Below are 23,593 nucleotides of genomic sequence, written 5' to 3'. Positions count from 1 at the left end.
GGAAACGTGGCTGAAACGGTGTAAGCGAAGGGGGCCGTGTATGGACCGGCCGATGGGCATGCTGCGGGGGGTCGTGCGCGCCGCGGACGCGCCGAAATCGATCAAGAAGGGCACGATCCCGCGGATCTGGGCGTTCGCCCGCCCCCACCGCGGCCGGCTCCTGGCCTACCTGCTGCTCACGGTCGTCTCGGCGACGGTCGGGGTGCTCACCCCCGTCCTCGCCGGGCGGGTGGTGGACGCGATCGTCGCGGGCGGCGAGGCCTCGGTCGCCGCCGCCGCCGTGGTCGGGCTCGCCGCCGGCATCGCGGCACTCGCGATCCTCGAGGCCGTCGTGGGGCTCGCCTCGCGTTGGTTCTCCGCCCGCGTCGGGGAGAGCGTGATCGTCGATCTGCGCCGGGCGGTCTTCGAGCACGTCCAGCGGATGCCGGTCGCGTTCTTCACCCGCACCCGCACCGGCGCGCTCGTGAGCAGGCTCAACAACGACGTCGTCGGGGCCCAGTCGGCGATCACCTCGACGCTGGCCACCGTGCTGTCCAACAGCATCCAGCTCGCGCTCGCGCTCGGCGTGATGATCTCGCTCGCGTGGCAGGTCACGCTGCTCGCGCTCGTGCTGCTGCCGATCTTCGTGATCCCCGCGCGCCGCTTCGGGCGGCGGCTCGCCGACCTGCGCCGGGAGGCCGCGGACCTCAACGCGGGCATGGGCAACCAGATGACCGAGCGGTTCTCCGCGCCCGGCGCCACGCTGGTGAAGCTCTTCGGGCGGCCCGAGGAGGAGGCGGTCGAGTTCGCCGAGCGGGCCGAGCGGGTCCGCGACATCGGGGTGCGCACCGCGATGGTCTCGCGCGTCTTCGTCACCGCGCTGTCGCTGGTGTCGGCGCTGGCGCAGGCGCTGGTCTACGGCCTGGGCGGGTGGCTCGCCGTCACCGGCCGGATCGAGCCGGGCACCGTCGTCACGCTCGCGCTGCTGCTCACCCGGCTGTACACGCCGATGACCGCGCTCGCCAACGCGCGCGTCGACGTGATGACCGCGCTCGTGTCCTTCGAGCGGGTCTTCGAGGTGCTCGACCTGAAGCCGATGATCACCGAGCGGCCGGGCGCGGTGGCGCTGCCGGACGGCCCGGTCGACGTGGAGCTGTCCGGTGTGCGGTTCGCCTACCCCAGCGCCGACCAGGTCTCCCTCGCCTCTCTGGAGGAAGTCGCCACGCTCGACACCCGGGGCGGGGAGGAGGTGCTGCACGGCGTCGACCTCGAGGTGGGGGCCGGGAAGATGGTCGCGCTCGTCGGCCCGTCGGGGGCCGGGAAGTCGACGCTCGCCTCGCTGGTGCCGCGGCTCTACGACGTCGACGCCGGCTCGGTGCGGCTCGCCGGCATCGACGTCCGCGATCTCACGTTCGCGTCGCTGCGCGGCGCGGTCGGGGTGGTCACGCAGGACGGGCACCTGTTCCACGACACCATCCGGGCCAACCTGCGCTACGCCGCGCCGGAGGCGAGCGACGACGAGCTCCTCGACGCGCTCCGCCGCGCCCGGCTCGGCGACCTGCTCGCGTCGCTGCCCGACGGCCTCGACACGGTGGTGGGGGAGCGCGGCTACCGGCTCTCCGGAGGCGAGCGCCAGCGCCTGACGATCGCCCGCCTGCTGCTCGCGCGGCCGCGCGTGGTGATCCTCGACGAGGCCACCGCCCACCTGGACTCCGAGTCGGAGGCCGCCGTGCAGGAGGCGCTCGCCGAGGCCCTCGCCGGCCGCACGGCCATCGTGATCGCGCACCGGCTCTCCACGGTCCGCGCCGCCGACCAGATCGCCGTGCTGGAGCAGGGCCGGATCGTCGAGCGCGGCATGCACGACGAGCTGATGGCCCGCGACGGGCGCTACGCGCAGCTGTACCGCACCCAGTTCGCGCCGGACGCCGCCCGGGAGGACCCGGACGCCCCGGGCGTCGGGTGCGGGATCCCGGGCTGCACCGCCCGGCACCGGGAGGAGCACCTGGTCGGCTGACCGGCCCTCGTCGAGCCGCCCGGCGCGGTCAGCCCCGCCGCCGGACCGACCCCTCCACGACGTCGAGCACCTGCTCGAGGTGGTCGGTGCGCATCCCCATCGCCAGCTGCGACACCAGGCCCTCGAGCACCAGCTCCAGGTAGCGGGCGAGCACCGGCACCGGGACGTCGTCGCGCAGGGTGCCCGCCGCGGCCTGGCGGCGCAGCCGCTCCTCGGTGGCGGCGGTGAGGGCCTCGGCGTGGGCGCGCCAGCGGGCGCGGAAACCGGGGTCGGTGCGGCCCCGGCGGGCGACCTCGAGGAACGAGCCCGCCCAGCCCGCGTCGAGCGGCTGCGGCGACGCCAGGAGCTCCCGCATCACCTGCACCAGGCCCTGCTCGGCGACGACCTCGGCCATCCGCTCCGCGTCCTGCTCGGCGAGGGCGAAGAACAGCGCTTCCTTGTCGCGGAAGTGGTGGAAGATCGCCCCCCGGGACAGGCCGGTGGCCTGCTCCAGCCTGCGCACGGTGGCGCCCTCGTAACCGTGGCGCGCGAAGCAGGTGCGGGCGCCGTCGAGGATCTGCTGCCGCCGCGCTGCGAGCTGGTCGGTGCTGACCCGGGGCACCCGGACGACGATACCGCTCCTGCCGGACGTACGTACGGCTTGGGAAGGCGTCAGCGTCTCGTCACCCGAAATCGTCGGGGACCGGGGGTAGCGTCGCAGCCATGTCGGAGAAGGCTGCCATGGTCACGATCCCCGAGCAGGGTTCAGGGCCGGAGGCGGAGCCACCCGATCCGGGGCCCACGGTGCTGCGCGACTGCGCCGACGCCGAGACCCACGTCGGTTCGGTGTGCTTCAAACACGGCCCACCGCGGCTGCTCGGCGTCGAGCTCGAGTGGCTGCTGCACCGCCCACCCGAACCCCGCTCGGCGCCCGACGCCGCCGCGCTCGCCGCGGCCCTCGGCCCGCACGCCCCGCCCGGACTGTCCCCGAACTCCCCGGCAGCGCCGCTGCCCTCCGGCTCCACCGTCACGGTCGAGCCCGGCGGCCAGGTCGAACTGGCCAGCCCTCCGAGCCCCGACCTCGCTACCCTCCTGCAGGCCGTCACCGCCGACACGGCCGCCCTCCACGAGCGCCTCGCCGCCGCGGGACTGCATCCCACGCCCCGCGCCACCGACCCCGTCCGCCCGCCCCGCCGCATCCTCCAGCTGCCGCGCTACGACGCGATGGAGGAGTCGTTCGACCGCCGCGGACCCTACGGCCGCAGCGCCATGTGCTCCACCGCCGCCGTGCAGGTGTGCCTCGACCCCGGCGAGCCGTGCGACCTCGGCGCCCGGTGGGCGGCGCTGCACGCGCTGGGCCCGGTGCTGCTCGCCGCGTTCGCCAACTCGCCCACGCTGCACGGCAGGCACACCGGCTGGAAGTCCTCGCGCTGGGTGTGCTGGCAGAGCGCCGACCCGGCCCGCACGGCCCCTCCGCCCGCCGCCGACGCCGGTGGCGCCGACCCGACCCGGGCCTGGGCCCGCCGGGTGCTCGACACGCCGGTGCTCGCGGTGCGCAGGCCGGGCCGGTGGCTGGTGCCGCGCGGCATCACGTTCGCCGAATGGGTGCGCGGCGCGCTGCCGGAGCCGCCCACCACGGCCGACCTCGAGTACCACATCACCACCCTGTTCCCGCCGGTCCGCCCGCACGGCCACCTGGAGGTGCGCTACGTCGACGCCCAGCCGGGGCGGCGCTGGGCGCTGCCGGTCGCGGTGCTGGTCGCGCTGATGTCCGACCCCGCCACCGTCGACCAGGTGCGCGCCGTGTGCGCACCCGCGGCGGGGCGCTGGACGTCGGGCGCCCGCCATGGGCTGTCCGACCGCGTGCTCGCCCGCGCCGCGGGGAGCGTCTTCGAGCTGGCCCTCCGCCGGCTGCCCGCCGTCGGCGCCCCGCAGTGGGTGGTCGACGACCTCGCCGACATGCACGAGCACCAGGTGCTCCGCGGCCGATGTCCCGCGGACGACCCCGACCTCCCGGGGGGACCGACCTCATGACCACCTCGCCCGACACCAGCCGTCCGATCACCGACCTCACCGCCGAGCAGCTGCGCACCCGCGTGGCCGACCTGCTCGCCGAGACCAGGGCCCGCAGCGCCGCGCTCACCGACTCCGTCGACGAGGCCGACCTCGTCGCCCAGCACTCGCCGCTCATGTCGCCGCTGGTGTGGGACCTCGCCCACGTCGGCAGCCAGGAGGAGCTGTGGCTGGTGCGCGACGTCGGTGGCCGGGAGCCGTTGCGCCCGGAGATCGACGGGCTCTACGACGCGTTCCAGCACCCCCGCGCCCGGCGGGTCGAGCTGCCGCTGCTCACCCCCGCCGAGACCCGCACGTACATCGGACAGGTGCGCGACAAGGCCCTCGACGCGCTGGAGCGCAGCCCGCTCACCGGGCGCAGGCTCGTCGAGCACGGCTTCGCCTTCGGCATGATCGTCCAGCACGAGCAGCAGCACGACGAGACGATGCTCGCCACCCACCAGCTGCGCGCGGGCGCCCCCGTCCTGCACGCTCCGCCGACCCCGCCCGGGCGCCCGCCCGCGCAGCGGGAGGTGCTGGTGCCCGGCGGCCCGTTCACGATGGGCACCTCCACCGAGCCGTGGGCGCTGGACAACGAGCGACCGGCCCACCTCGTCGACGTGCCCGCGTTCGTGATCGACACCGCGGCGGTCACCAACGCCGAGTACGCGGCCTTCGTCGAGGCGGGCGGCTACGACGACCCGCGCTGGTGGAGCGAGGAGGGCTGGGCCCACCGGGTCTCCGCGGGGCTGGTCGCGCCCCGGTTCTGGCAGCGCGACGCCGGATCGAGCGGGGCGGGCGCCTGGTACCGCCGCCGCTTCGGCGTGGTGGAGCCGCTGCCGCCCGACGAGCCGGTCGTGCACGTGTGCTTCCACGAGGCCGAGGCCTACGCCCGGTGGGTGGGCAAGCGGCTGCCCACCGAGGCGGAGTGGGAGAAGGCCGCCCGGTACGACCCGGCCAGCGGGCGCTCGCGGCGCTACCCGTGGGGCGACGAGGACCCCACGCCCGCCCACGCCAACCTCGGGCAGCGCCACCTGCAGCCCGCCGCGGCCGGCGCGTACCCGCTCGGGGCGTCGCCGCTGGGCGTGCAGCAGCTGATCGGCGACGTCTGGGAGTGGACCAGCTCCGGCTGGCACCCGTACCCGGGGTTCGAGGTGTTCCCGTACCCGGAGTACTCGCAGGTGTTCTTCGGCGGCGACTACCGGGTGCTGCGCGGCGGCTCGTTCGGCACGTCCCCCACCGCGATCCGCGGCACGTTCCGCAACTGGGACCACCCGATCCGCCGCCAGATCTTCGCCGGCTTCCGGTGCGCCCGCGACGCCCGACCCGAGGACGGGGCCGCCTAGTGTGCCGACACCTGGCCTACGTCGGGCCGTCGGTCACGCTCGCCTCGCTGGTGCTCGAACCCGTCCACTCGCTGCTGCACCAGAGCTACGCGCCCGCCGACATGCGTGGCGGCGGCACGATCAACGCCGACGGGTTCGGCGCCGGCTGGTACCCGGAGCCGGGTGGGCCGGCGGCGCGCTATCGCAGCGCCCGCCCGATGTGGTCCGACACCGCGTTCGCCGCGGTCGCGGCGACCACCCGCTCCGGCGGGGTGCTCGCCGCGGCCCGGTCGGCCACCGCGGGGATGCCCGTCGTCGAGACGGCGGCGGCGCCGTTCGCCGAGGGCCGGTGGCTGTTCAGCCACAACGGCGTCGTCCGCGGATGGCCCGGCGCGGTGGCCGCACTCGCGGCCGAGCTGCCGGTCACCGACCTCGTCACCCTCGACGCCCCCACCGACTCCGCCCTGCTGTGGGCGCTGGTCCGGCACCGGCTGCGGGCGGGCGCCGAGCCGGGGGCGGCGCTCGCCGACGTCGTCCGGCGGGTGGCGGCCGCCGCGCCGGGGTCCCGGCTGAACCTGCTGCTCACCGACGGCACCGGGATCTGGGCCACGGCCTTCGACCACGCGCTCGCGGTCCGCACCGACGAGCGCAGCGCGCTGGTCGCCTCCGAACCGCTCGACCCCGACCCGGGCTGGCGCCCGGTGCCCGACCGGCACCTGCTCGCCGCCGCGCCCGGCACCCACCGCTGCACCCCGCTGGCGGTGCCCACCCCGGACGCCCCCACCCGCGGGGCGTCCACCACCCAGGGAGCGCGATGACCGCCCTGCTCGACATCCACCTCACCGTCGCCGACGCCGACGCGGCCCTGCGCGCCGACGCGCGGGCCGGGCTCACCGCCCACCCGAAGCACCTGCCGCCCACGTGGTTCTACGACGCCCGGGGCAGCGCCCTGTTCGAGCGGATCACCGAGCTGCCCGAGTACTTCCCCACGCGCACCGAGCGCGCCCTGCTGGAGCGCACCGCCGACGCCATCGCGATCACGTCCGGCGCCGATACGATCGTCGAGCTGGGGTCCGGGTCGTCGGCGAAGACCCGACTGCTGCTCGACGCGTTCCGCCGGGCCCGATCGCTGCGCCGCTACGTGCCCCAGGACGTGAGCGAACCGGCGCTGCGGGAGGCGATGTCGGCGCTCGCGGCCGACTACCCGGGCCTGCAGCTGCACGGCGTGGTCGGCGACTTCACCGCCCACCTCGACCGGCTGCCCGCCGAGGGGCGGCGCATGGTCGCCTTCCTCGGCGGCACGATCGGCAACCTGCTGCCCGCGCAGCGGGCCGAGTTCCTGCGCGCGCTGCGGGCGGCGCTGCGGCCGGGGGAGGCGGTCCTGCTGGGCACGGGCCTCGTCGTCGACCCGGCCGTGCTCGTGCCCGCCTACGACGACGCCGCGGGCGTCACCGCGGAGTTCAACCGCAACGTGCTCCACGTGCTCAACCGGGAGCTGGGCGCCGACTTCGACGTCGAGGCGTTCGCGCACAAGGCGCTGTGGGACGCCCGCAACGAGTGGATCGAGATGCGCCTGGTCGCGCAGCGCGCGATGACCGTCGCCCTGGCCGAGCTGGGGCTCACCGTGCGGTTCGCGGCGGGGGAGGAGATGTGCACCGAGGTGTCGGCGAAGTTCCGCCGACCCGGGGTCCGCGCGATGGTCGAGCAGGCCGGCTTCGCCGTGGTCGACAGCTGGGCCGACCCGGACGAGCGGATGGCGCTCACCCTGGCTCGCGCGGTGTGATCCGGTGACCGGCCGCCAGTAGGCTCGCGGTCATGACCACGCCTCCGCCCGGCAAGGACTGGCGCACCGAGGGCGTCCGGGTCATCCCCGGCGACGCCCTCGACCCGAACACCCCGCAGACGCCCGGGATGCACCGGGCCGCCGCGATCACCGCGGCGCGGACCGGCGCGCAGAAGCTGTGGGCGGGCACCGTCACCATCCACCCGGGCGCGCGCACCGGCGCCCACCACCACGGCGAGCTGGAGAGCGTGATCTACGTGGTGCGCGGCCGGGCGCGGATGCGGTGGGGCGAGCGGCTGGAGTACACCGCCGAGGCGGGCCCGGGCGGGTTCATCTTCGTGCCGCCGTTCGTGCCGCACCAGGAGATCAACGCGCTCGACGACGAGCCGCTCGAGTGCGTGCTCACCCGCAGCGGCCAGGAGCCGATCGTGGTGAACCTCGACATCGAGGGCGTGCCCGAGCCCGAGCACGTGCCGTGGATCGACCCCGCCCACCCCGCGGGGCGCTGACCTCGGGGGACCCGGCCGGCTGATACCGGCATCCGATTGTCGAATGATCCGACTGCCGCGGCGGCGTTGACGGGCGCGACGCGCTCCGGCGAAGGTCGGCACGAACCCGGGATCGTCCGGGAGGCCTCCCCGCGGTGGCGCGGGAGCGGGGCCGACCCGGCGGTGGAGCGCGCCGTGGCGCAGAAGGTGAGAGGACCAGATGGTGGAGACCCCCGACATCGTCCGACCCGACCCGGAGATCGTGGCCGGGCTGGAACGCATCGGGAGCGCGACGGCCAGCAGCGAGCTGGCCAAGACGTTCGGGATCCGCAGCGCCCACATCGCGGGCCCGGTCTGCCGCACGCCGGGGAAGCGGATCGCCGGGCCGGCGCTGACCCTGCAGTGCCTGCCGAAGCGGGAGGACCTCTACCCGGTCGACGAGTACAGCGAGCCCGAGAAGCAGCTGCACCGCCACGTCCTGTACCACACCCAGCCCGGTGACGTCGTGGTCGTGGACGCCCGCGGGGACATGACCAGCGGGATCTTCGGCGAGATGATGCTCACCTACTTCGCCGGCCGCGGCGGCAAGGGGATCGTCGTCGACGGCTGCATCCGCGACTTCGGTGCCGCGTCCCAGCTGGGGATCGGGATGTGGCTGCGCGGCACCACACCCAACTTCCACACCCAGACGAACATCGTCCCCACCGCGGTGAACGTGCCCGTGGCCTGCGGCGGCACCGTCGTGGTGCCGGGCGACATCATCATCGCCGACGACGACGGCGCCGTGGTGGTGCCGATCGCGCTGGCCGAGAAGCTGCTCGAGGTGGCGGGCGAGCACGCCGAGTGGGAGGAGTTCTCCCGGATGAAGCTCGCCGAGGGCGGCGACCTGCGGCGGTACTACCCGCTGTCGGAGGAGGCCCGCCCCGAGTACGAGGAGTGGCGCCGCGCCCAGGCCCAGCGCCAGTCCTGAGGGGCGCGGGCGCGGAAGTTCAGGAAAGCCACATCCACCAAGCCCACGTTCATGGATGTGGCTTTCCTGAAATCGGGCGACGGGGTCAGGGCGTGCCGCGCACCGCCCGGCGGATCCGCTCGATGGGAGCCTTCGGCTCGCGCGCGGCGGTGAGCAGCCCGTTCGTCTCCTGCAGGGTGTCGGTGAGCTGCGTGTAGCAGGAGCCGGCGAGGAAGGCGCTCGCCCGGACGGCGTCGTAGAGGGCGGTGATGCGGGCGAGCCAGTCGTCCGCGTCGGCCGCGGCGGTGTAGCCCCATCCGTCGGCGCGCGGCGTGCCCGGCTGGTAGGCGATGCCGCCGAACTCGGTGAGCATGATCGGCTGGCCCCGGTACTCCGCCCCGTCGAGGAGGATCCGCCTGCCCGCGGGTCCCATGCCCGACAGCAGGGTGTCGCGGGCGGCGGCGTCGGCGTAGGTCCAGGCGAGCACGGCGCCGTCGCCCTCGTAGTCGTGCACGGTGATGATGTCGGTGTTCTGCTGCTCCCAGCCGTCGTTGCAGACGACGGGGCGGGTGGGGTCGAGCGCGCGGGTGAGGTCGGTGAGCGCCCGGGCGTAGGCCTGCTGGGCCGGGTCGTCGGCGACGTGTTGGATCCCCCACGACTCGTTGAACGGCACCCAGGTGACGATCGACGGGTGCGAGGCGTCGCGCTCGACGGCGTCCATCCACTCGCGGGTCAGCCGCTGCACGGCGGTGGGGGAGAACTCGTAGGCACCGGGGGCCTCACCCCACACGAGCAGACCGAGCCGGTCGGCCCAGTACAGCAACCGCGGGTCCTCGATCTTCTGGTGGATGCGGCACGCGGTGAACCCGAGCTCCTTGATCAGCTCGACCTCGCGGCGCAGGGCGGCGCGGGAGGGCGCGGCGAGGTGGCTGTCCGGCCAGTACCCCTGGCTGAGCACCGAGCGGACGTCGTAGGGGCGGCCGTTGAGCAGGAACGCGCCCCGGTCGACGCCCACGGTCCGGACGCCGAGGTAGGAGCTCACCGCGTCGACGGGGTGGCCGTCGGCGTCCAGCAGCGACACCGTGGCGTCGACCAGCCGCGGGTGCTCGGGTGACCACGTCAGCTCGTGCTCGGCCTGCCCGTTGCGCTGCCGGGCGATCGGCACCCGCACGTCGACGCCGGTCGCGGACGGGGGCACGTCGACCTCGACCGTGCCCAGGTCCTCGTCGCGCTCGTCGAAGCGCAGCGCCACCCGCAGCCGCGCGCCCGCGGCGGGGCGGCCGCGCAGCCGGACGGTGAGGTCCACCGCGGTGGTGCCGGCGGGGAGCCAGCGCAGGTGGTCGATGCTCGTCTCGGGGACGGCCTCGAGCCACACGGTCTGCCAGATGCCGGTGGTGCGCCGGTACCAGATCGCGTGCGGGTCCGCGCGCCAGTCCTGCTTGCCGCGCGGCTGGGTGAGGTCGTGCGGGTCGTCCTCGGCGCGCACGACGAGCAGGTGGTCGGCGCCGTCGGCGACGAGCGCGGTGACGTCGAACGTGAACGGGGTGTGGCCGCCCTCGTGCTCGCCGACGAGGTGTCCGTCGATCCACACCCGGGCTCGGTAGTCGACGGCGCCGAAGTGCAGCAGGACCACGGGTGCGCGGTCGCCGCGGCCGGCGGCGGCCAGGTCGTCGGCGGTGATCGTGCGGGCGTACCAGACCACGGGGTGGAAACCGGGCTCGCCGATCCCGGAGGCGGTCGACTCGGGCGGGAACGGCACGGCGATCTCGCGCGGGTCGGGCAGCCCGGCGGGCCACCCGTCGGCGAGCCCGGTGTCGGCGTCGTCGTGGCGGAACGACCACGTGCCGTCCAGGTCGGCCCAGGCGCCGCGCATGAGCTGGGGGCGGGGGTAGGAGCCGTCCTGGCGGGAGGCGAGGGGGAGCTCGGACGTGGCGACTGCGGTCACGGCCGGCACTCTAGACACCCCTTGGTGTCAACGAATCATTGACGCCATCCGATCGGCAACGATTGGTTGACCGGCCACGCCAGGGGAGGGGAGGGGCTCCGGCGCTTCAGGAATGTGGCTTTCCTGAAGCGCAGCTTCGTGAATGTGGCTTTCCTGAAGCTCAGGGGGAGACGCGCGAGGGCCCCGCCGGCGATCGGGCGGGGCCCTCGGGGGTGCGGGTCGCGTCAGCTGCGGAGCATGCCGCGCAGCACGTACTGCAGGATCCCGCCGTTGCGGTAGTAGTCCGCCTCACCGGGGGTGTCGATGCGCACGGTGGCGTCGAACTCGATCTTCTCGCCCGACTCCTTGGTGGCCGTGACGTGCACGGTGCGCGGGGTGGTGCCCTCGTTGAGCGCGGTGATGCCGCTGATGTCGAAGGTCTCCGTGCCGTCGAGGCCCAGGGAGGCCGCCGACTCGCCCTGCGGGAACTGCAACGGCAGCACGCCCATGCCGATGAGGTTGGAGCGGTGGATGCGCTCGAAGCTCTCGACGATCACGGCCTTGACGCCCAGCAGCGCGGTGCCCTTGGCCGCCCAGTCGCGCGACGAGCCGGAGCCGTACTCCTTGCCGCCGAGCACGACCAGCGGGATGCCCCGGGCGGCGTAGTTCTGCGCCGCGTCGTAGATGAACGCCTGCGGCCCGCCCTCCTGGGTGAAGTCGCGGGTGTAGCCGCCGGTGACGCCGTCGAGCAGCAGGTTGCGCAACCGGATGTTGGCGAACGTGCCGCGGATCATGACCTCGTGGTTGCCGCGGCGCGAGCCGTAGGAGTTGAAGTCCTTCTTCTCCACGCCGTGCGCGCGCAGGTACTGCCCGGCGGGGGAGTCCTCCTTGATGGAACCCGCGGGGGAGATGTGGTCGGTGGTGACCGAGTCGCCCAGCAGCGCGAGCACCCGGGCGCCCGTGATGTCCTGCACCGGCTCCGGGTCCCGCTGCATGCCCTCGAAGTACGGGGGCTTGCGCACGTAGGTCGACTCGGGGTCCCACTCGAAGGTGTCGCCCTCGGGCGTGGGCAGCGAGCGCCACCGCTCGTCGCCGGCGAAGACGTCGGCGTAACGGCGGGTGTACATCTCCTGGCTGATCGCGCTGTCGATCGTGGCCTGCACCTCCTGCGGCGACGGCCAGATGTCGCGCAGGAAGACGTCGTTGCCCTCGGGGTCCTGGCCGAGCGGCTGGGTCTCGAAGTCGAAGTCCATCGTGCCGGCCAGGGCGTAGGCGATGACGAGCGGCGGCGAGGCCAGGTAGTTCATCTTGACGTCGGGGTTGATCCGGCCCTCGAAGTTCCGGTTGCCCGACAGCACGGCCGCGACCGCGAGGTCGGCCTCGTTGATCGCCGCCGAGATCTCCTCGGGCAGCGGGCCGGAGTTGCCGATGCACGTGGTGCAGCCGTACCCGACGAGGTGGTAGCCGAGCTTCTCCAGGTACGGCCACAGCCCGGCGCGCTCGTAGTAGTCGGTGACGACCTTGGAGCCGGGCGCCATCGTGGTCTTCACCCACGGCTTGACCGCCAGGCCCTTGTCGACGGCCTTCTTCGCGAGCAGCGCCGCGCCCAGCATCACCGACGGGTTCGAGGTGTTGGTGCACGAGGTGATCGCGGAGATCACCACGGCGCCGTGGTCGAGCTCGAACGTGGTGCCGTCGGCCATCGTGACCGGGGTGGGCTTGCTCGCCCGCCCCCTCGCACCGATGGCCGCGGAGACGGGCTTGTCCGCCGCGCCGTTGGTGGCGCCGTCGCCGGGAACCGCCGGGTCGCTGGCGGGGAAGGTCTCCTCGACGGCCTCGTCGACGGCCGTGTGCGGCGCGGGCACGCCGTCGGCGTAGTCGACGAGCGCGGCGCGGAACGCGGACTTCGCGTCGGAGAGCGGGATGCGGTCCTGCGGCCGCTTCGGTCCGGCGATCGACGGGACGACGGTGGACAGGTCCAGCTCGAGGGTCTCGGAGTAGGTGGCCTCGCGCGACGGGTCGTGCCAGAGGCCCTGCTCCTTGGCGTAGGCCTCGACCAGCTGGACCTGCTCGTCCGGACGGCCGGTGAACTTCAGGTAGCGCAGCGTCTCGTCGTCGATCGGGAAGATCGCCGCGGTCGAGCCGAACTCGGGGCTCATGTTGCCGATCGTGGCGCGGTTGGCGAGCGGGACGGCCCCGACGCCCTCGCCGTAGAACTCGACGAACTTGCCGACCACGCCGTGCTTGCGCAGCATCTCGGTGATCGTCAGCACGACGTCGGTGGCGGTGGCGCCCGCCGGGATCTCCCCGGTCAGCTTGAAGCCGACGACCTTCGGGATGAGCATCGAGACCGGCTGGCCGAGCATGGCCGCCTCGGCCTCGATGCCGCCGACGCCCCAGCCGAGCACGCCGAGGCCGTTGACCATCGTGGTGTGCGAGTCGGTGCCGACGAGCGTGTCGGGGTAGGCCTGGCCGTTGCGGGTCATGACCACGCGGGCCAGGTACTCGATGTTGACCTGGTGCACGATGCCGGTGCCCGGCGGCACCACCTTGAACTCGCTGAACGCCCCCTGGCCCCAGCGCAGGAACTGGTAGCGCTCGCGGTTGCGCTGGTACTCCAGCTCGACGTTGCGCTCGAAGGCGTCGGGGCGGCCGAACAGGTCGGCGATGACGGAGTGGTCGATCACGAGCTCGGCGGGCGCGAGCGGGTTGACCTTCGACGGGTCGCCGCCGAGCTCGGTGACGGCCTCGCGCATGGTGGCGAGGTCGACGATGCACGGCACGCCGGTGAAGTCCTGCATCACCACGCGCGCGGGTGTGAACTGGATCTCGGTGTCCGGCTCCGCGGTCGGGTCCCAGTTGGCCAGTGCGCGGATGTGGTCCGCGGTGACGTTGGCCCCGTCCTCGGTGCGCAGGAGGTTCTCGAGCAGGATCTTGAGGCTGAACGGGAGGCGCTCGGCCCCCTCGACCGCGGAGAGCCGGAAGATCTCGTGCTCCGCCCCGCCTGCGCTGATCGTTGCTTTCGCTCCGAAGCTGTCGGTGCTGCTCACGTGCTGTCCTCCTGGCGTGGTGGGCGCTATCCGATCGGGTTGCCCGGAGTCTCGCGCACCGACACGTTCGCGGTACGACAGGCCCCTCGGCTTTAACAGTACGCTTGTCCTGTTATGAGGTCGAGCCGACCCCGTCGTCGACCGAAGTGGTGGAAGTTGCGGCCGTTGCTGGTGTGGCGCCGGGTGCTTCTGGGCTGGAAGTGGCACAGTTCTCCCCGCTCGCACCTGTACGGCGGATCACGCGCTGAACACGGGGATGGAGGTCGGTCTCGTGCGGCTCGTGCGGTGTCGACGCACGCTCGTGCTGGCCCTGCTCCTTGCGCTGTCGGGTGGCCTGCTGCTGGGCGGGGCCGTCCCGGCGATGGCGCAGCCCGCCCCGCCGCCCAACCCGAGTGACGACGAGCTGCGGCGCAGCCGGGAGGCGGTGACCGCCCGGGCGGGGGAGGTGGCCCAGCTGACCGCGCAGCTCGCGGAGCTGGACGCCAGGACCGACGAGCTGCAGGCGGCGCTGGCCGCGGAGCGGGAGAACGCCGAGGCCGCGCTGCTCGAGCTGGAGGCCGCGCGAGAGGCCGCCGCGGCCGCGAAGACGCGCGCCGAGCAGGCCCGGATCGAGACGCAGGCGGCCACGGTCGCCATCGACCAGGCGCGGGAGCGCCTCGACGAGATCGTCTCCAGCACCTACCTGCAGGGCCTGGACGCCGGCCCGCTCGGGCTGCTCACCGAGGCCACGAGCCCCGAGGACCTGCTCGCGCGGGCCGAGTTCACCGACATGGTCGCCCGCGCCCAGCTGCAGGCGCAGGAGGGGCTGGAACGCGCGCGTGTGGAGAAGGCCAACGCCGACTCCGCGGCCCGGGCGGCGCTCGAGGCGGCCGAGCAGGCCGAGGCCGACGCCGCGGCGGCCAAGGAGGTGGCCGACCGGGCGCTGGCCGCCGCCCAGGAGGCGGCGCGGCGGCAGGCCGAGCAGCTCGCCCAGGTGGCGCGGCAGCGGGCGGAGGTGCAGCGGCAGCTCGACGCCGCGGAGGCGGCCGACGCGGGCCTGCGCGCCCAGCGGCAGCGCTTCACGGAGTGGCAGCGCCGGATGGCCGAGGAGCGCGCGGCGCGGGAGCGGGCCGAGCGGGACGCCGCGGCGGCGCGGGTGGCCGCCGAGGGGCAGGCGACGAACCTGCGCGGCAGTGCGGCGGTGCGGCGCGTGATCGACCGGGCGATGTCGCAGATCGGCGTGCAGTACGTGTGGGGAGGCGGCAACGGGCGCGGCCCGAGCCGGGGCATTCCCGATGCCTTCGGCTCGCCGCTCGACCGCGTCGGCTTCGACTGCTCCGGGCTGATGCAGTACGCCTACAGCGGCGTCGGGATCTCGCTGCCGCGGGTGAGCCGCAACCAGTTCCACGCCGGCAGGAAGGTGCCGATCTCCGACCTCCGCCCGGGCGACATGGTCTTCTACCGCAACGGCAACGCGCCCATCCACCACGTCGCCATGTACATCGGCGACGGGAAGATGATCGAAGCGCCCTACACCGGCGCCAACGTGCGGGTGGTTCCGTTGCGGAAGAAGGGCCTGCTGCCCCAGGCGACGCGGGTCCTGTGAGGTCGCGGGTGCTCTGAGCCGCGCTGGGCTCAGCGCGCCGCGAGGTCGCGGGTGAGGGCCTCGCAGCACTCGTCAGCGCGGCCGGCTGCGCGTCGGTGCGGGCGCCCGCGACGGAGGTCCGCGCCCGTGCCTCCATGTCCGGTGCCGCCCTGTCGAGGGCCCGGCGGCCCGGATCGGTGAGCTCCACGTCGTCGCCCCGCCGTCGAGCTCGCACGGCACGCGCGTGACGAGGCGGCGCCGCTCCATCCGGCCGAGCCGGCTGCTGGGACCAGCACATGCGCAGTGCGCGGTTCGCGTCCCCGGCCCGCGCGCCGCACGGCGGGTGGCGGGATCCGGCTCGCGGTGCGGCACGGGGCCGGGTCCGCCGCCGGCTTCGGGGTGTTCTTCGTGTTCGTGGGCGCCGCGAGCGAGGCGGGCCTGCCGTGGGCGCTGCCGGTATCGCGCCTGCGGGCCGTCGTGGCGATCGTCGGCGTGGCGCTCGCGCGGCGGTGCCGGTGCCGGGTCGCGCGGTGCCGGGACGCGCGGTGCCGGGTCGCGCGTTGATCGGCGTGCTGATCGTCGGCGCCGACGCCGCCTACGCGGCGGCCACGACCGTGGGTTCCGCGGCGTGGCGGCCGTCCTCGCGGCGTTCCACCCCGTGGTCACCATCGGGGCCGGCGGCGACCCCTGTCGCGGGAGCGACGACGGGGTGCAGCGCGGCGGGGTGGCGGTGCCGACGGCGGCGAGCCGCAAGGGCGGCAAGCCGCCCCTCTCCGTTGTCAATGAATCATTGACGCGTACTTTTCGTCCACCTTTCGTTGACCGCACGCCGCTGCCGCGGCGGCGGTCCACGACGGTGGAAGCGCCGATTCACGGGCGTCTCACGGCCGGCACGGTGGAATGGGCGCGTGAGCGTGCAGGAGTCCGTCCCGAGCCCGGCCAGCGAAGGGGAGCGCCTCGAGCGCGTCGTCTTCGAGATCAAGCGGGTGATCGTCGGTCAGGACCGGTTGGTCGAGCGGATGCTCGTCGGCCTCCTGGCCCGTGGTCACCTGCTCCTCGAGGGCGTGCCCGGTGTCGCGAAGACCCTCGCCGTGGAGACCGTCGCGAAGGTGGTGGGTGGCACGTTCGCGCGCCTGCAGTTCACCCCGGACCTCGTGCCCGCCGACATCCTCGGCACCCGGATCTACCGGCAGGGGCGGGAGGAGTTCGACGTCGAGCTCGGGCCGGTCGTGGCCAACTTCGTGCTGGCCGACGAGATCAACCGGGCGCCGGCGAAGGTGCAGTCGGCGATGCTCGAGGTGATGGCCGAGCGGCACGTGTCGATCGGCGGCCAGACGTTCCCGATGCCCGACCCGTTCCTCGTGCTCGCCACCCAGAACCCCATCGAGAACGAGGGCGTGTACCCGCTGCCGGAGGCGCAGCGCGACCGGTTCCTCTTCAAGATCATCGTTGAGTACCCGGGCGTCGAGGAGGAGCGGGAGATCGTCTACCGGATGGGCGCCGAGCCGCCCGTCGCGCAGCAGGTGATCGACCCGCCCGAGCTGACCCGGCTGCAGAAGGTGGCCAACCGGGTGTTCGTGCACCACGCGCTCGTCGACTACGTGGTGCGCCTGGTGGTCGCCACCCGCACCCCGGCCGAGCACGGCCTGTCCGACATCGCGGCCTGGGTGTCCTACGGCGCGTCGCCGCGCGCGACGCTGGGCATCGTGTCGGCGGCGCGGGCGCTCGCGCTGATCCGCGGCCGCGACTACGTGCTGCCGCAGGACGTGCTCGACGTCGCCCCCGACGTGCTGCGGCACCGCCTGGTGCTGTCCTACGACGCGGTGGCCGACCAGGTGCCGGTGGACCACATCATCTCCCGGGTGCTCGCCACGGTGCCGCTGCCGCAGGTGAGCGCCCGGCCGCAGACCGGGCCGGCGCCGTACCCGGCGGGTAGCCCGGCGTGAGCCGTCCCGCCGTCCGCGGGAGCGGCCCTTCCGCCCCCGACGGCGGCGCGGAGGACTCCGCGCCGCGGCGCCCGCAGGCCCCCACCGCCCCACCGTCGTTCCGCGGGGGGCGGGTGGAGGCGGCGCTGCGCACGCTCGAGCTCACCGTGCGCCGCCGGCTGGACGGGTTGCTGCAGGGCAACCACCTCGGCCTGGTTCCGGGCCCGGGCAGTGAGCCGGGCGAGTCCCGCCTCTACTTCCCCGGCGACGACGTGCGGCACATGGACTGGGCGGCCACCGCCCGCACCACCGCGCCGCACGTGCGCGAGACGATCTCGGACCGGGAGCTGGAGACGTGGGTCGTGATGGACCTGTCGGCCAGCCTCGACTTCGGCACGGCCGCCTGCGAGAAGCGCGATCTGGCGATCGCGGCGCTGGCGGCCGTCACCCACCTCACCCGGGGCGGGGGCAACCGGATCGGCGTCCTGGTCGCCACGGGGAAGGACCTCGTGCGGATCCCGGCGCGGGGCGGGCTCGCGCACGCGCAGGGCATGCTGCGGCGCGTCGCGAACACCCCGCGCGCCCCCGAGGGCACCCGCGGCGACCTGGCCGCGGCGATCGAGCAGCTGCGCCGCCCGCCGCGCAGGCGGGGCCTCGCGGTGGTGATCTCCGACTTCCTCGGGGACACCGACTGGGAGCGCCCGCTGCGAGCGCTGTCGGCGCGGCACGAGCTGCTCGCCGTCGAGGTGCTCGACCCGCGCGAGCTGGAACTGCCCGACGTGGGGACCGTCGTGCTGGCCGACCCGGAGACCGGCAGGCAGCGCGAGGTCACCATCACCCCGCTGCTGGCCCGCGAGTTCTCCGCGGCCGCGGCCGAGCACCGCGAGCAGGTGGCCGCGGCGCTGCGGCGCTGCGGGGCGGCGCACCTCACGCTGCGCACCGACTCGGACTGGATCGCCGACGTCGTGCGGTTCGTCCTGGCCCGCAAGCGCGCCTGGTCGGGAGGGCGGTAGATGTTCTCGCACCCGTGGTGGCTGCTGTTGCTCCTCGTCGTGGTGGGGCTCGCGGTCGGCTACGTGCTGCTGCTGCGCAGGCGCAGGCGCGACACGATGCGCTTCACCAACCTCGAGCTGCTCGACCGCGTCGCCCCGAAGCGGCAGGGCTGGTACCGGCACGTGCCCGCGGTGGCCATGATCGTGGCGCTCGCCGTGCTGACCATCGCGCTGGCCGGCCCGCAGGCGGAGGCGCGCGTGCCCCGCAACCGGGCCACCGTGGTGCTCGTGATCGACGTGTCGTTGTCGATGCAGGCCACGGACGTCGAGCCGAACCGGCTGGCCGCCGCGCAGGCCGCCGCGAAGTCGTTCGCCGAGGAGCTCACGCCCGGCATCAACCTGGGCCTGGTGTCGTTCGCAGGCACGGCGGCCGTGCTCGTCTCGCCCACCGTCGAGCGGGAGCCGGTCATCCGGGCCATCGACGGGCTGAAGCTGTCGGAGTCCACCGCGACCGGCGAGGCGATCTTCGCGGCGCTGCAGTCGGTGGAGACGTTCTCGCAGTCGATCGCGGGGGCCTCGGCCGAGGGGCCGCCGCCGGCGCGGATCGTGCTGATGAGCGACGGCAAGCAGACCGTGCCGGGCGGCGTGATGCCGGAGGAGGAGCCGCGGGGCGCGTTCACCGCGGCCCGGGCCGCGGCCGAGGCGGGCATCCCGGTCTCGACGATCTCCTTCGGCACGGACTACGGCACGATCGAGATCAACCCGGGGGAGCGCACCCCGGTCGCGGTCGACAACGCCTCGATGCGCCAGATCGCCGACCTGTCGGGCGGCCAGTTCTTCACGGCCACGAGCGAGGGTGAGCTGCGCCAGGTGTACGCCGAGCTGGGCGACCAGATCGGCTACGAGGTCCGTCGGGTCGACGTGAGCAGGCCGTGGCTCGCAGGCGGCGCGTTGCTGCTCGTCGTCGGTCTCGGTGCGGGCATCGCGCTGGGTCGCCGCCTGCCCTGACCCGGTGTCCAGCCGGCGCTAGCCGGTGAGCTGGCGGTGCAGCCCGGCGATCACCACGTCGAGGCCCTCCTCGAGCTCCCGCGCGCCGTCGTAGGCGGCGAGCTCGGCGGCGAGCGACCGGATCCGGGGGAACTCGCGGACGGGGAGGCGGTGCAGCCCCAGCCGCAGCAGGTCGTCGGTCTCCTCCGGGTCGGTCACGCGCTCCTGGAGCTCGTTGAGGACGTGGCCCTGCAGGAACCCCATGTAGAGCCGGTAGGCGTGCAGCGCGCCCTTCGGGTCGAACCCCGCCCCGATGAGCAGTTCGAGGAGGTCCTCCAGCGGCCGGAGGGTGCCGAGGGGGCGCAGCGCGAGCGGCGTGCCCAGGGGTCGGGTGACCATCAGCGGCACGACGTGGGGGTGCGCGAGCGCGATCTCGCGGAACCGGCGCGCCGTGCGGCGCAGCACCTCCTCCCAGTCCGCACCGTCGGTGTGGGGGATGCGCAGCTCGGAGAGCACGAGCTCGACGACGCCGTCGAGCAGCTCGTCCTTGCTCGAGGCGAACCGGTACAGGCGCATCGGGTCGCGGTCGAGCGCCTTGCCCATCCGGCGCATCGACAGCGCGTCGACGCCGTCGGCGTCGATGAGCGCCAGCGCCGTCTCGAGCACCTGACGACGGGTCAGTGCAGGTCGCTGCCGGGCAGGCCGCGTGTCCGCCGTCATATCACTCCCTACGAATTGAGGAACCGGCCGCTACACTGTAGCGTCTACACCGTAGCGCAACACTGCGCTCGCGAAGCTCGAGGAGCACCTCCGACTTGACGATCACCACCGCCCAGGAGCGCACGGCGCCCGGCGGAGCGAAACCCACCCTCGACGGACAGAACACCCACGGCGAGAGCGCCCTGGTGTACGTGTTCGTCATCCTCCCGATGCTCGCCCTCGTGGCCGCTGTGCCCTTCGCCTGGGGATGGGGCCTGAGCTGGCTCGACATCGCCCTCGCGGTCGGCTTCTACCTGCTGTCCGGCTTCGGCGTGACCGTCGGGTTCCACCGCTACTTCACGCACCGCTCGTTCGCCGCGAACCGCGGGCTGCGCAACGCGCTGGCCATCGCGGGGAGCCTCGCGCTGCAGGGCGACGTCATCACCTGGGTCGCCGACCACCGGCGCCACCACGCCTTCTCCGACAAGGAGGGCGACCCGCACTCGCCGTGGTTGTTCGGCACCACGCCCCGGGCCCTCGCGAAGGGGTTCTGGCACGCCCACACCGGCTGGTTGTTCGGCAAGGCGCGCACCAACGCCGCCCGGTTCGCCCCGGACCTGCTCGCCGACCGCGACATCGTCCGGATCAGCAAGCTGTTCCCGCTCCTGACCGCCGTCAGCCTGCTCGCCCCGGCCGTGCTCGGCGGGCTCCTCACGATGTCGTGGTGGGGCGCGCTCACCGCGTTCTTCTGGGCCGGCCTGGTCCGCGTCGGGGTCCTGCACCACGTCACGTGGTCGATCAACTCGATCTGCCACATGCTCGGCGAGCGCCCGTACGCGAGCCGCGACAAGGCGGGCAACGTCTGGCCGCTCGCGATCCTGTCGATGGGCGAGTCCTGGCACAACCTGCACCACGCCGACCCGACCTGCGCGCGCCACGGCGTGCGCCGCGGCCAGGTCGACATGTCCGCCCGGGTGATCTGGGCCTTCGAGAAGCTCGGGTGGGCCACCAAGGTCCGCTGGCCCACGCCGGCCCGCCTCGAGCGCCTCGCGCGCACCGACTGACCCGCCCACCCAGCGCCCGCAGCAGGGAGACCCGAGTGCCCCTTCCCGAGGACGTCATCGAGTCCTTCGCCTCGCTCGACCGGGCCCGGCTCACGAGGATGAGCGAGGACGCCCGGGCCGAGCAGCTCGCGGTCCGGCAGGCGCTGCTGGACTACCTCGAGGCGCTCTGGCAGGACGTCCGGCGGTCCGGCGAGCGCCCCGAGGTGGGGGACAAGTACAGCGGGCTCGCGGCGGTGCGCGAGCTGGGCCGCTCGATGACCGCGGTCGCGTTCGACGCCGTGTACGACCGGCCGACGCACTGACCGGGCGGGGCGACCGGTGAACGCGCAGGCGAGCGTGGACCCGATCCGCGCCTACCTGCAGCGCATCGGCGGGGTCGCCCTTCTGACCGCCGCGGAGGAGGTCGAGCTCGCCAAGCGCATCGAGGTCGGCGTGTACGCCGCACGACGGCTCGACCACCCCGACGACGACCTCGGTGCCGCGGTCGCGCGGCGGGACCTGCGGCGGCTCGTGCGCGACGGGGACCGCGCGCGGACCCGGCTCGTCGAGGCCAACCTGCGGCTGGTGGTGTCGGTGGCGAGGCGCTACGCGGGCCGCGGCATGGCCTTCCTCGACCTCGTCCAGGAGGGCAACATCGGCCTGATCCGGGCGGTCGAGAAGTTCGACTACGCCAAGGGCTACAAGTTCTCCACCTACGCCACCTGGTGGATCCGGCAGGCGATCAGCCGCGCCATGGCCGACAAGCGACGCCTCATCCGGCTGCCCGCGCACGTCGCGGAGGCCGTCGCCCGGCTCGAACGGCGCCGCCGCGACCTGCACGTCCAGCTCGGCCGCGAGCCGGAGGCGGCCGATCTGGCCGCCGACCTCGGCATGACGCCCGAGCAGGTGCTGGAGCTGCAGCGGCTGGCCCGGGACCCGGTCTCGCTCGACGACCCCGTCGGGGCCGACGGGAAGGCCACGATCGGTGACCTGATCGTCGACTCGACCGCGGTCGTCGCCGCCGACGCCGCGGCGGGGGTCCTGCTGGAGGCCGAGATCGGCGCCGTCCTCGCGACGCTGACCGAGCGGGAGGAGGGCATCATCCGCCTCCGGTTCGGTCTGACCGGCGGACGACCCCACACGCTCGACGAGGTCAGCCGCACCTACGGCGTCACCCGGGAGCGGATCCGCCAGATCGAGGTGCGGACGATGACGAAGCTGCGCCACCCGGCGCGCAGCCGCAGCCTGCGCGAGTACCTGACCTGACCGGCGAGCCGGGGTCGATGGGTCGCGGCGCTGCCCATAGGGTGTGCGCCGTGGGACGCAGCGTGCTGGTGACCGGAGGCAACCGCGGCATCGGGCTGGCGATCGCGAAAGCGTTCGCGGCGCAGGGGGACAAGGTGGCGGTCACCCACCGCAGCGGGGCCGAGGGCCTGCCCGGCGAGCTGCTGCCGGTGCAGTGCGACGTCACCGACGCGGCCGCGATCGACGCGGCGTTCACACAGGTCGAGGAGAAGCACGGCCCGGTCGAGGTCCTCGTCTCCAACGCCGGCATCAACGACGACACGCTGCTGCTGCGGATGAGCGAGGAGTCGTTCACACGCGTCGTCGACGCCAACCTCACCGCGGCCTACCGGGTGGCCAAGCGGGCGGCGCGGGGGATGCTGCGGGCCAAGACCGGGCGGATGATCTTCATCTCCAGCGTGGTCGGCCTGAGCGGTTCCGCCGGCCAGGTGAACTACGCGGCCTCCAAGGCGGGGCTGGTCGGGCTCGCCCGGTCGATCGCCCGCGAGCTGGGGTCGCGCGGCATCACCGCCAACGTGGTGGCGCCCGGTTTCGTCGACACGGACATGACCAGGGCCCTGCCCGAGGAGCGCCGCGCGGAGATCGTCTCGCAGGTTCCGCTCGGCCGGTACGCCAGTCCGGAGGAGGTCGCTTCCGCGGTCACGTGGCTGGGTTCCGAGGGCGCCGGGTACGTCACGGGTGCGGTCATCCCCGTCGACGGCGGCCTCGGCATGGGCCACTGACCGGAACACCAGACGACGATCGGAAGGCTTCCATGGGACTCCTCGAGGGCAAGCGCCTGCTCATCACCGGTGTCATCACCGACGCCTCGCTGGGCTTCCACGTCGCCAAGGTGGCGCAGGAGCAGGGTGCGCAGGTCGTGCTCACCGGCTACGGCCGGCTCCGGCTGGTGGAACGGATCGCGCAGCGGCTGCCGCAGGCCGCGCCGGTCGTCGAGCTGGACGTGACCAACCAGGAGCACCTGGACACGCTCGCCGAGCGCGTGACCCCGCACCTGGGCGAGGACCCGAAGCTCGACGGCGTGCTGCACTCGATCGGCTTCGCGCCCGCCTCCTGCCTGGGCGAGGGCGCGTTCCTCAACGCGCCGTGGGAGGACGTCGCGCAGACGCTGCACGTCAGTGCGTACTCGTTCAAGTCGCTCGCGACCGCGGTGCTGCCGCTGCTCGGGCCGGGCAGCTCGATCGTCGGGATGGACTTCGACAACCGGCAGGCCTGGCCCGCCTACGACTGGATGGGCGTCGCGAAGTCGGCGCTGGAGTCGGTCACCCGCTACCTCGCCCGCGACCTGGGCCCGAAGGGCATCCGGGTGAACGTGTGCGCGGCGGGGCCGGTCCGGACGATGGCCGCGAAGTCGATCCCCGGTTTCGCCGCGTTCGAGGACGCGTGGGACGGCCGGGCCCCGCTGGGGTGGGACGTCAACGACCCGGTGCCGGTCGCGAAGACGGTGTGCGCGCTGCTGTCGGACTGGCTGCCCGCCACCACCGGCTCGATGGTGTGGGCCGACGGCGGCTTCCACGCCGTGGGTGTCTAATGCC

At 73.9% G+C, this 23,593-nt stretch carries 20 protein-coding genes and 1 pseudogene; 17 read left to right on the top strand and 4 right to left on the bottom strand.

The window, feature by feature from the left end; translation table 11 throughout:
• The first annotated feature begins 40 nt into the window (after positions 1 to 40).
• A complete protein-coding gene (locus tag VKZ81_RS30740) occupies positions 41 to 1,993 on the top strand; it encodes an ABC transporter ATP-binding protein (RefSeq protein ID WP_324245241.1) in 1,953 nt (650 codons plus the stop codon).
• A gap of 28 nt (positions 1,994 to 2,021) precedes the next feature.
• On the opposite strand, the gene VKZ81_RS30735 is transcribed toward VKZ81_RS30740, so the two are convergent.
• A complete protein-coding gene (locus VKZ81_RS30735) occupies positions 2,022 to 2,594 on the bottom strand; it encodes a TetR/AcrR family transcriptional regulator (RefSeq protein ID WP_324245240.1) in 573 nt (190 codons plus the stop codon).
• Between the two features lie 101 nt (positions 2,595 to 2,695).
• On the opposite strand from VKZ81_RS30735, the gene egtA reads away from it, so the two are divergent.
• The 6 genes from egtA (at position 2,696) to VKZ81_RS30705 (ending at position 8,590) form a co-directional block, all read left to right on the top strand.
• Positions 2,696 to 4,006, top strand: a complete 1,311-nt coding sequence (egtA, locus tag VKZ81_RS30730; RefSeq protein ID WP_324245239.1) for an ergothioneine biosynthesis glutamate--cysteine ligase EgtA — start codon at positions 2,696 to 2,698, stop codon at positions 4,004 to 4,006.
• Entirely contained in the window at positions 4,003 to 5,370 is a 1,368-nt protein-coding gene (gene egtB / locus VKZ81_RS30725) for an ergothioneine biosynthesis protein EgtB (protein WP_324245238.1), read from the top strand. Before egtA ends, egtB begins: the two co-directional genes overlap by 4 nt.
• On the top strand, positions 5,370 to 6,167 hold the full coding sequence (gene egtC / locus VKZ81_RS30720) for an ergothioneine biosynthesis protein EgtC (RefSeq protein WP_324245237.1): 798 nt from the start codon (positions 5,370 to 5,372) through the stop codon (positions 6,165 to 6,167). The genes egtB and egtC overlap by 1 nt, the downstream gene beginning before the upstream one ends.
• Positions 6,164 to 7,132, top strand: coding sequence for an L-histidine N(alpha)-methyltransferase (gene egtD / locus VKZ81_RS30715; protein ID WP_324245236.1), 969 nt, complete (start codon positions 6,164 to 6,166; stop codon positions 7,130 to 7,132). The genes egtC and egtD overlap by 4 nt, the downstream gene beginning before the upstream one ends.
• A gap of 32 nt (positions 7,133 to 7,164) precedes the next feature.
• Positions 7,165 to 7,641, top strand: a complete 477-nt coding sequence (locus VKZ81_RS30710; RefSeq protein ID WP_324245235.1) for a cupin domain-containing protein — start codon at positions 7,165 to 7,167, stop codon at positions 7,639 to 7,641.
• Positions 7,642 to 7,840: 199 nt separating this feature from the next.
• A complete protein-coding gene (locus VKZ81_RS30705) occupies positions 7,841 to 8,590 on the top strand; it encodes a ribonuclease activity regulator RraA (protein ID WP_324245234.1) in 750 nt (249 codons plus the stop codon).
• A gap of 85 nt (positions 8,591 to 8,675) precedes the next feature.
• Here the strand turns inward: VKZ81_RS30705 and VKZ81_RS30700 are convergent, their stop codons facing one another.
• Both VKZ81_RS30700 and VKZ81_RS30695 read right to left on the bottom strand, forming a co-directional pair.
• Positions 8,676 to 10,514: a glycoside hydrolase family 2 protein gene (locus VKZ81_RS30700; RefSeq protein ID WP_324245233.1), complete on the bottom strand. Its 1,839-nt coding sequence runs from the start codon at positions 10,512 to 10,514 to the stop codon at positions 8,676 to 8,678.
• A 224-nt stretch (positions 10,515 to 10,738) separates the two neighbouring features.
• Positions 10,739 to 13,543, bottom strand: coding sequence for an aconitate hydratase (locus tag VKZ81_RS30695; protein WP_324245232.1), 2,805 nt, complete (start codon positions 13,541 to 13,543; stop codon positions 10,739 to 10,741).
• A gap of 256 nt (positions 13,544 to 13,799) precedes the next feature.
• Here VKZ81_RS30695 and VKZ81_RS30690 point away from each other — a divergent pair, with 256 nt between their 5' ends.
• The 5 genes from VKZ81_RS30690 to VKZ81_RS30670 all read left to right on the top strand — a co-directional run bounded on the left by VKZ81_RS30690 (position 13,800) and on the right by VKZ81_RS30670 (position 19,032).
• On the top strand, positions 13,800 to 15,128 hold the full coding sequence (locus VKZ81_RS30690; RefSeq protein WP_324245231.1) for a C40 family peptidase: 1,329 nt from the start codon (positions 13,800 to 13,802) through the stop codon (positions 15,126 to 15,128).
• Positions 15,129 to 15,410: 282 nt separating this feature from the next.
• Positions 15,411 to 15,671, top strand: coding sequence for a hypothetical protein (locus VKZ81_RS30685; RefSeq protein ID WP_324245230.1), 261 nt, complete (start codon positions 15,411 to 15,413; stop codon positions 15,669 to 15,671).
• Positions 15,672 to 16,015: 344 nt separating this feature from the next.
• Complete coding sequence (locus tag VKZ81_RS30680) at positions 16,016 to 17,053, top strand: AAA family ATPase (RefSeq protein WP_324245229.1); 1,038 nt, start codon at positions 16,016 to 16,018, stop codon at positions 17,051 to 17,053.
• Between the two features lie 113 nt (positions 17,054 to 17,166).
• Positions 17,167 to 18,045 carry a DUF58 domain-containing protein gene (locus VKZ81_RS30675; protein ID WP_324245263.1) on the top strand — a complete coding sequence of 293 codons (879 nt, stop codon included), beginning with the start codon at positions 17,167 to 17,169 and terminating at the stop codon, positions 18,043 to 18,045.
• The gene (locus VKZ81_RS30670) at positions 18,046 to 19,032 is read left to right on the top strand and encodes a VWA domain-containing protein (RefSeq protein WP_324245228.1); all 987 of its coding nucleotides are present in this window, start codon (positions 18,046 to 18,048) and stop codon (positions 19,030 to 19,032) included.
• A gap of 18 nt (positions 19,033 to 19,050) precedes the next feature.
• Here VKZ81_RS30670 and VKZ81_RS30665 read toward each other — a convergent pair whose 3' ends face one another.
• Complete coding sequence (locus VKZ81_RS30665) at positions 19,051 to 19,677, bottom strand: TetR/AcrR family transcriptional regulator C-terminal domain-containing protein (RefSeq protein WP_324245227.1); 627 nt, start codon at positions 19,675 to 19,677, stop codon at positions 19,051 to 19,053.
• A gap of 155 nt (positions 19,678 to 19,832) precedes the next feature.
• Between VKZ81_RS30665 and VKZ81_RS30660 the strand changes: the two genes are divergently transcribed.
• The 5 genes and pseudogenes from VKZ81_RS30660 to fabI all read left to right on the top strand — a co-directional run bounded on the left by VKZ81_RS30660 (position 19,833) and on the right by fabI (position 23,589).
• On the top strand, positions 19,833 to 20,774 hold the full coding sequence (locus VKZ81_RS30660; RefSeq protein WP_414709518.1) for an acyl-CoA desaturase: 942 nt from the start codon (positions 19,833 to 19,835) through the stop codon (positions 20,772 to 20,774).
• 35 nt (positions 20,775 to 20,809) lie between these two features.
• Complete coding sequence (locus VKZ81_RS30655; RefSeq protein WP_324245225.1) at positions 20,810 to 21,076, top strand: hypothetical protein; 267 nt, start codon at positions 20,810 to 20,812, stop codon at positions 21,074 to 21,076.
• 1 nt (position 21,077) lies between these two features.
• A pseudogene (locus VKZ81_RS30650) lies at positions 21,078 to 22,019 on the top strand (sigma-70 family RNA polymerase sigma factor); the annotation flags it as partial.
• A gap of 50 nt (positions 22,020 to 22,069) precedes the next feature.
• Positions 22,070 to 22,780 (top strand): beta-ketoacyl-ACP reductase, encoded by a 711-nt coding sequence (locus tag VKZ81_RS30645; protein ID WP_324245224.1) that lies wholly within the window; start codon positions 22,070 to 22,072, stop codon positions 22,778 to 22,780.
• Between the two features lie 32 nt (positions 22,781 to 22,812).
• Positions 22,813 to 23,589 carry an enoyl-ACP reductase FabI gene (fabI, locus tag VKZ81_RS30640; protein WP_324245223.1) on the top strand — a complete coding sequence of 259 codons (777 nt, stop codon included), beginning with the start codon at positions 22,813 to 22,815 and terminating at the stop codon, positions 23,587 to 23,589.
• Positions 23,590 to 23,593: the final 4 nt, after the last annotated feature.

The sequence above is a fragment of the Pseudonocardia sp. genome (assembly GCF_035305885.1).
In the GTDB taxonomy this organism is placed as follows: Bacteria; Actinomycetota; Actinomycetes; order Mycobacteriales; family Pseudonocardiaceae; genus Pseudonocardia.
This window is presented reverse-complemented; position numbering and strand designations above follow the sequence as displayed.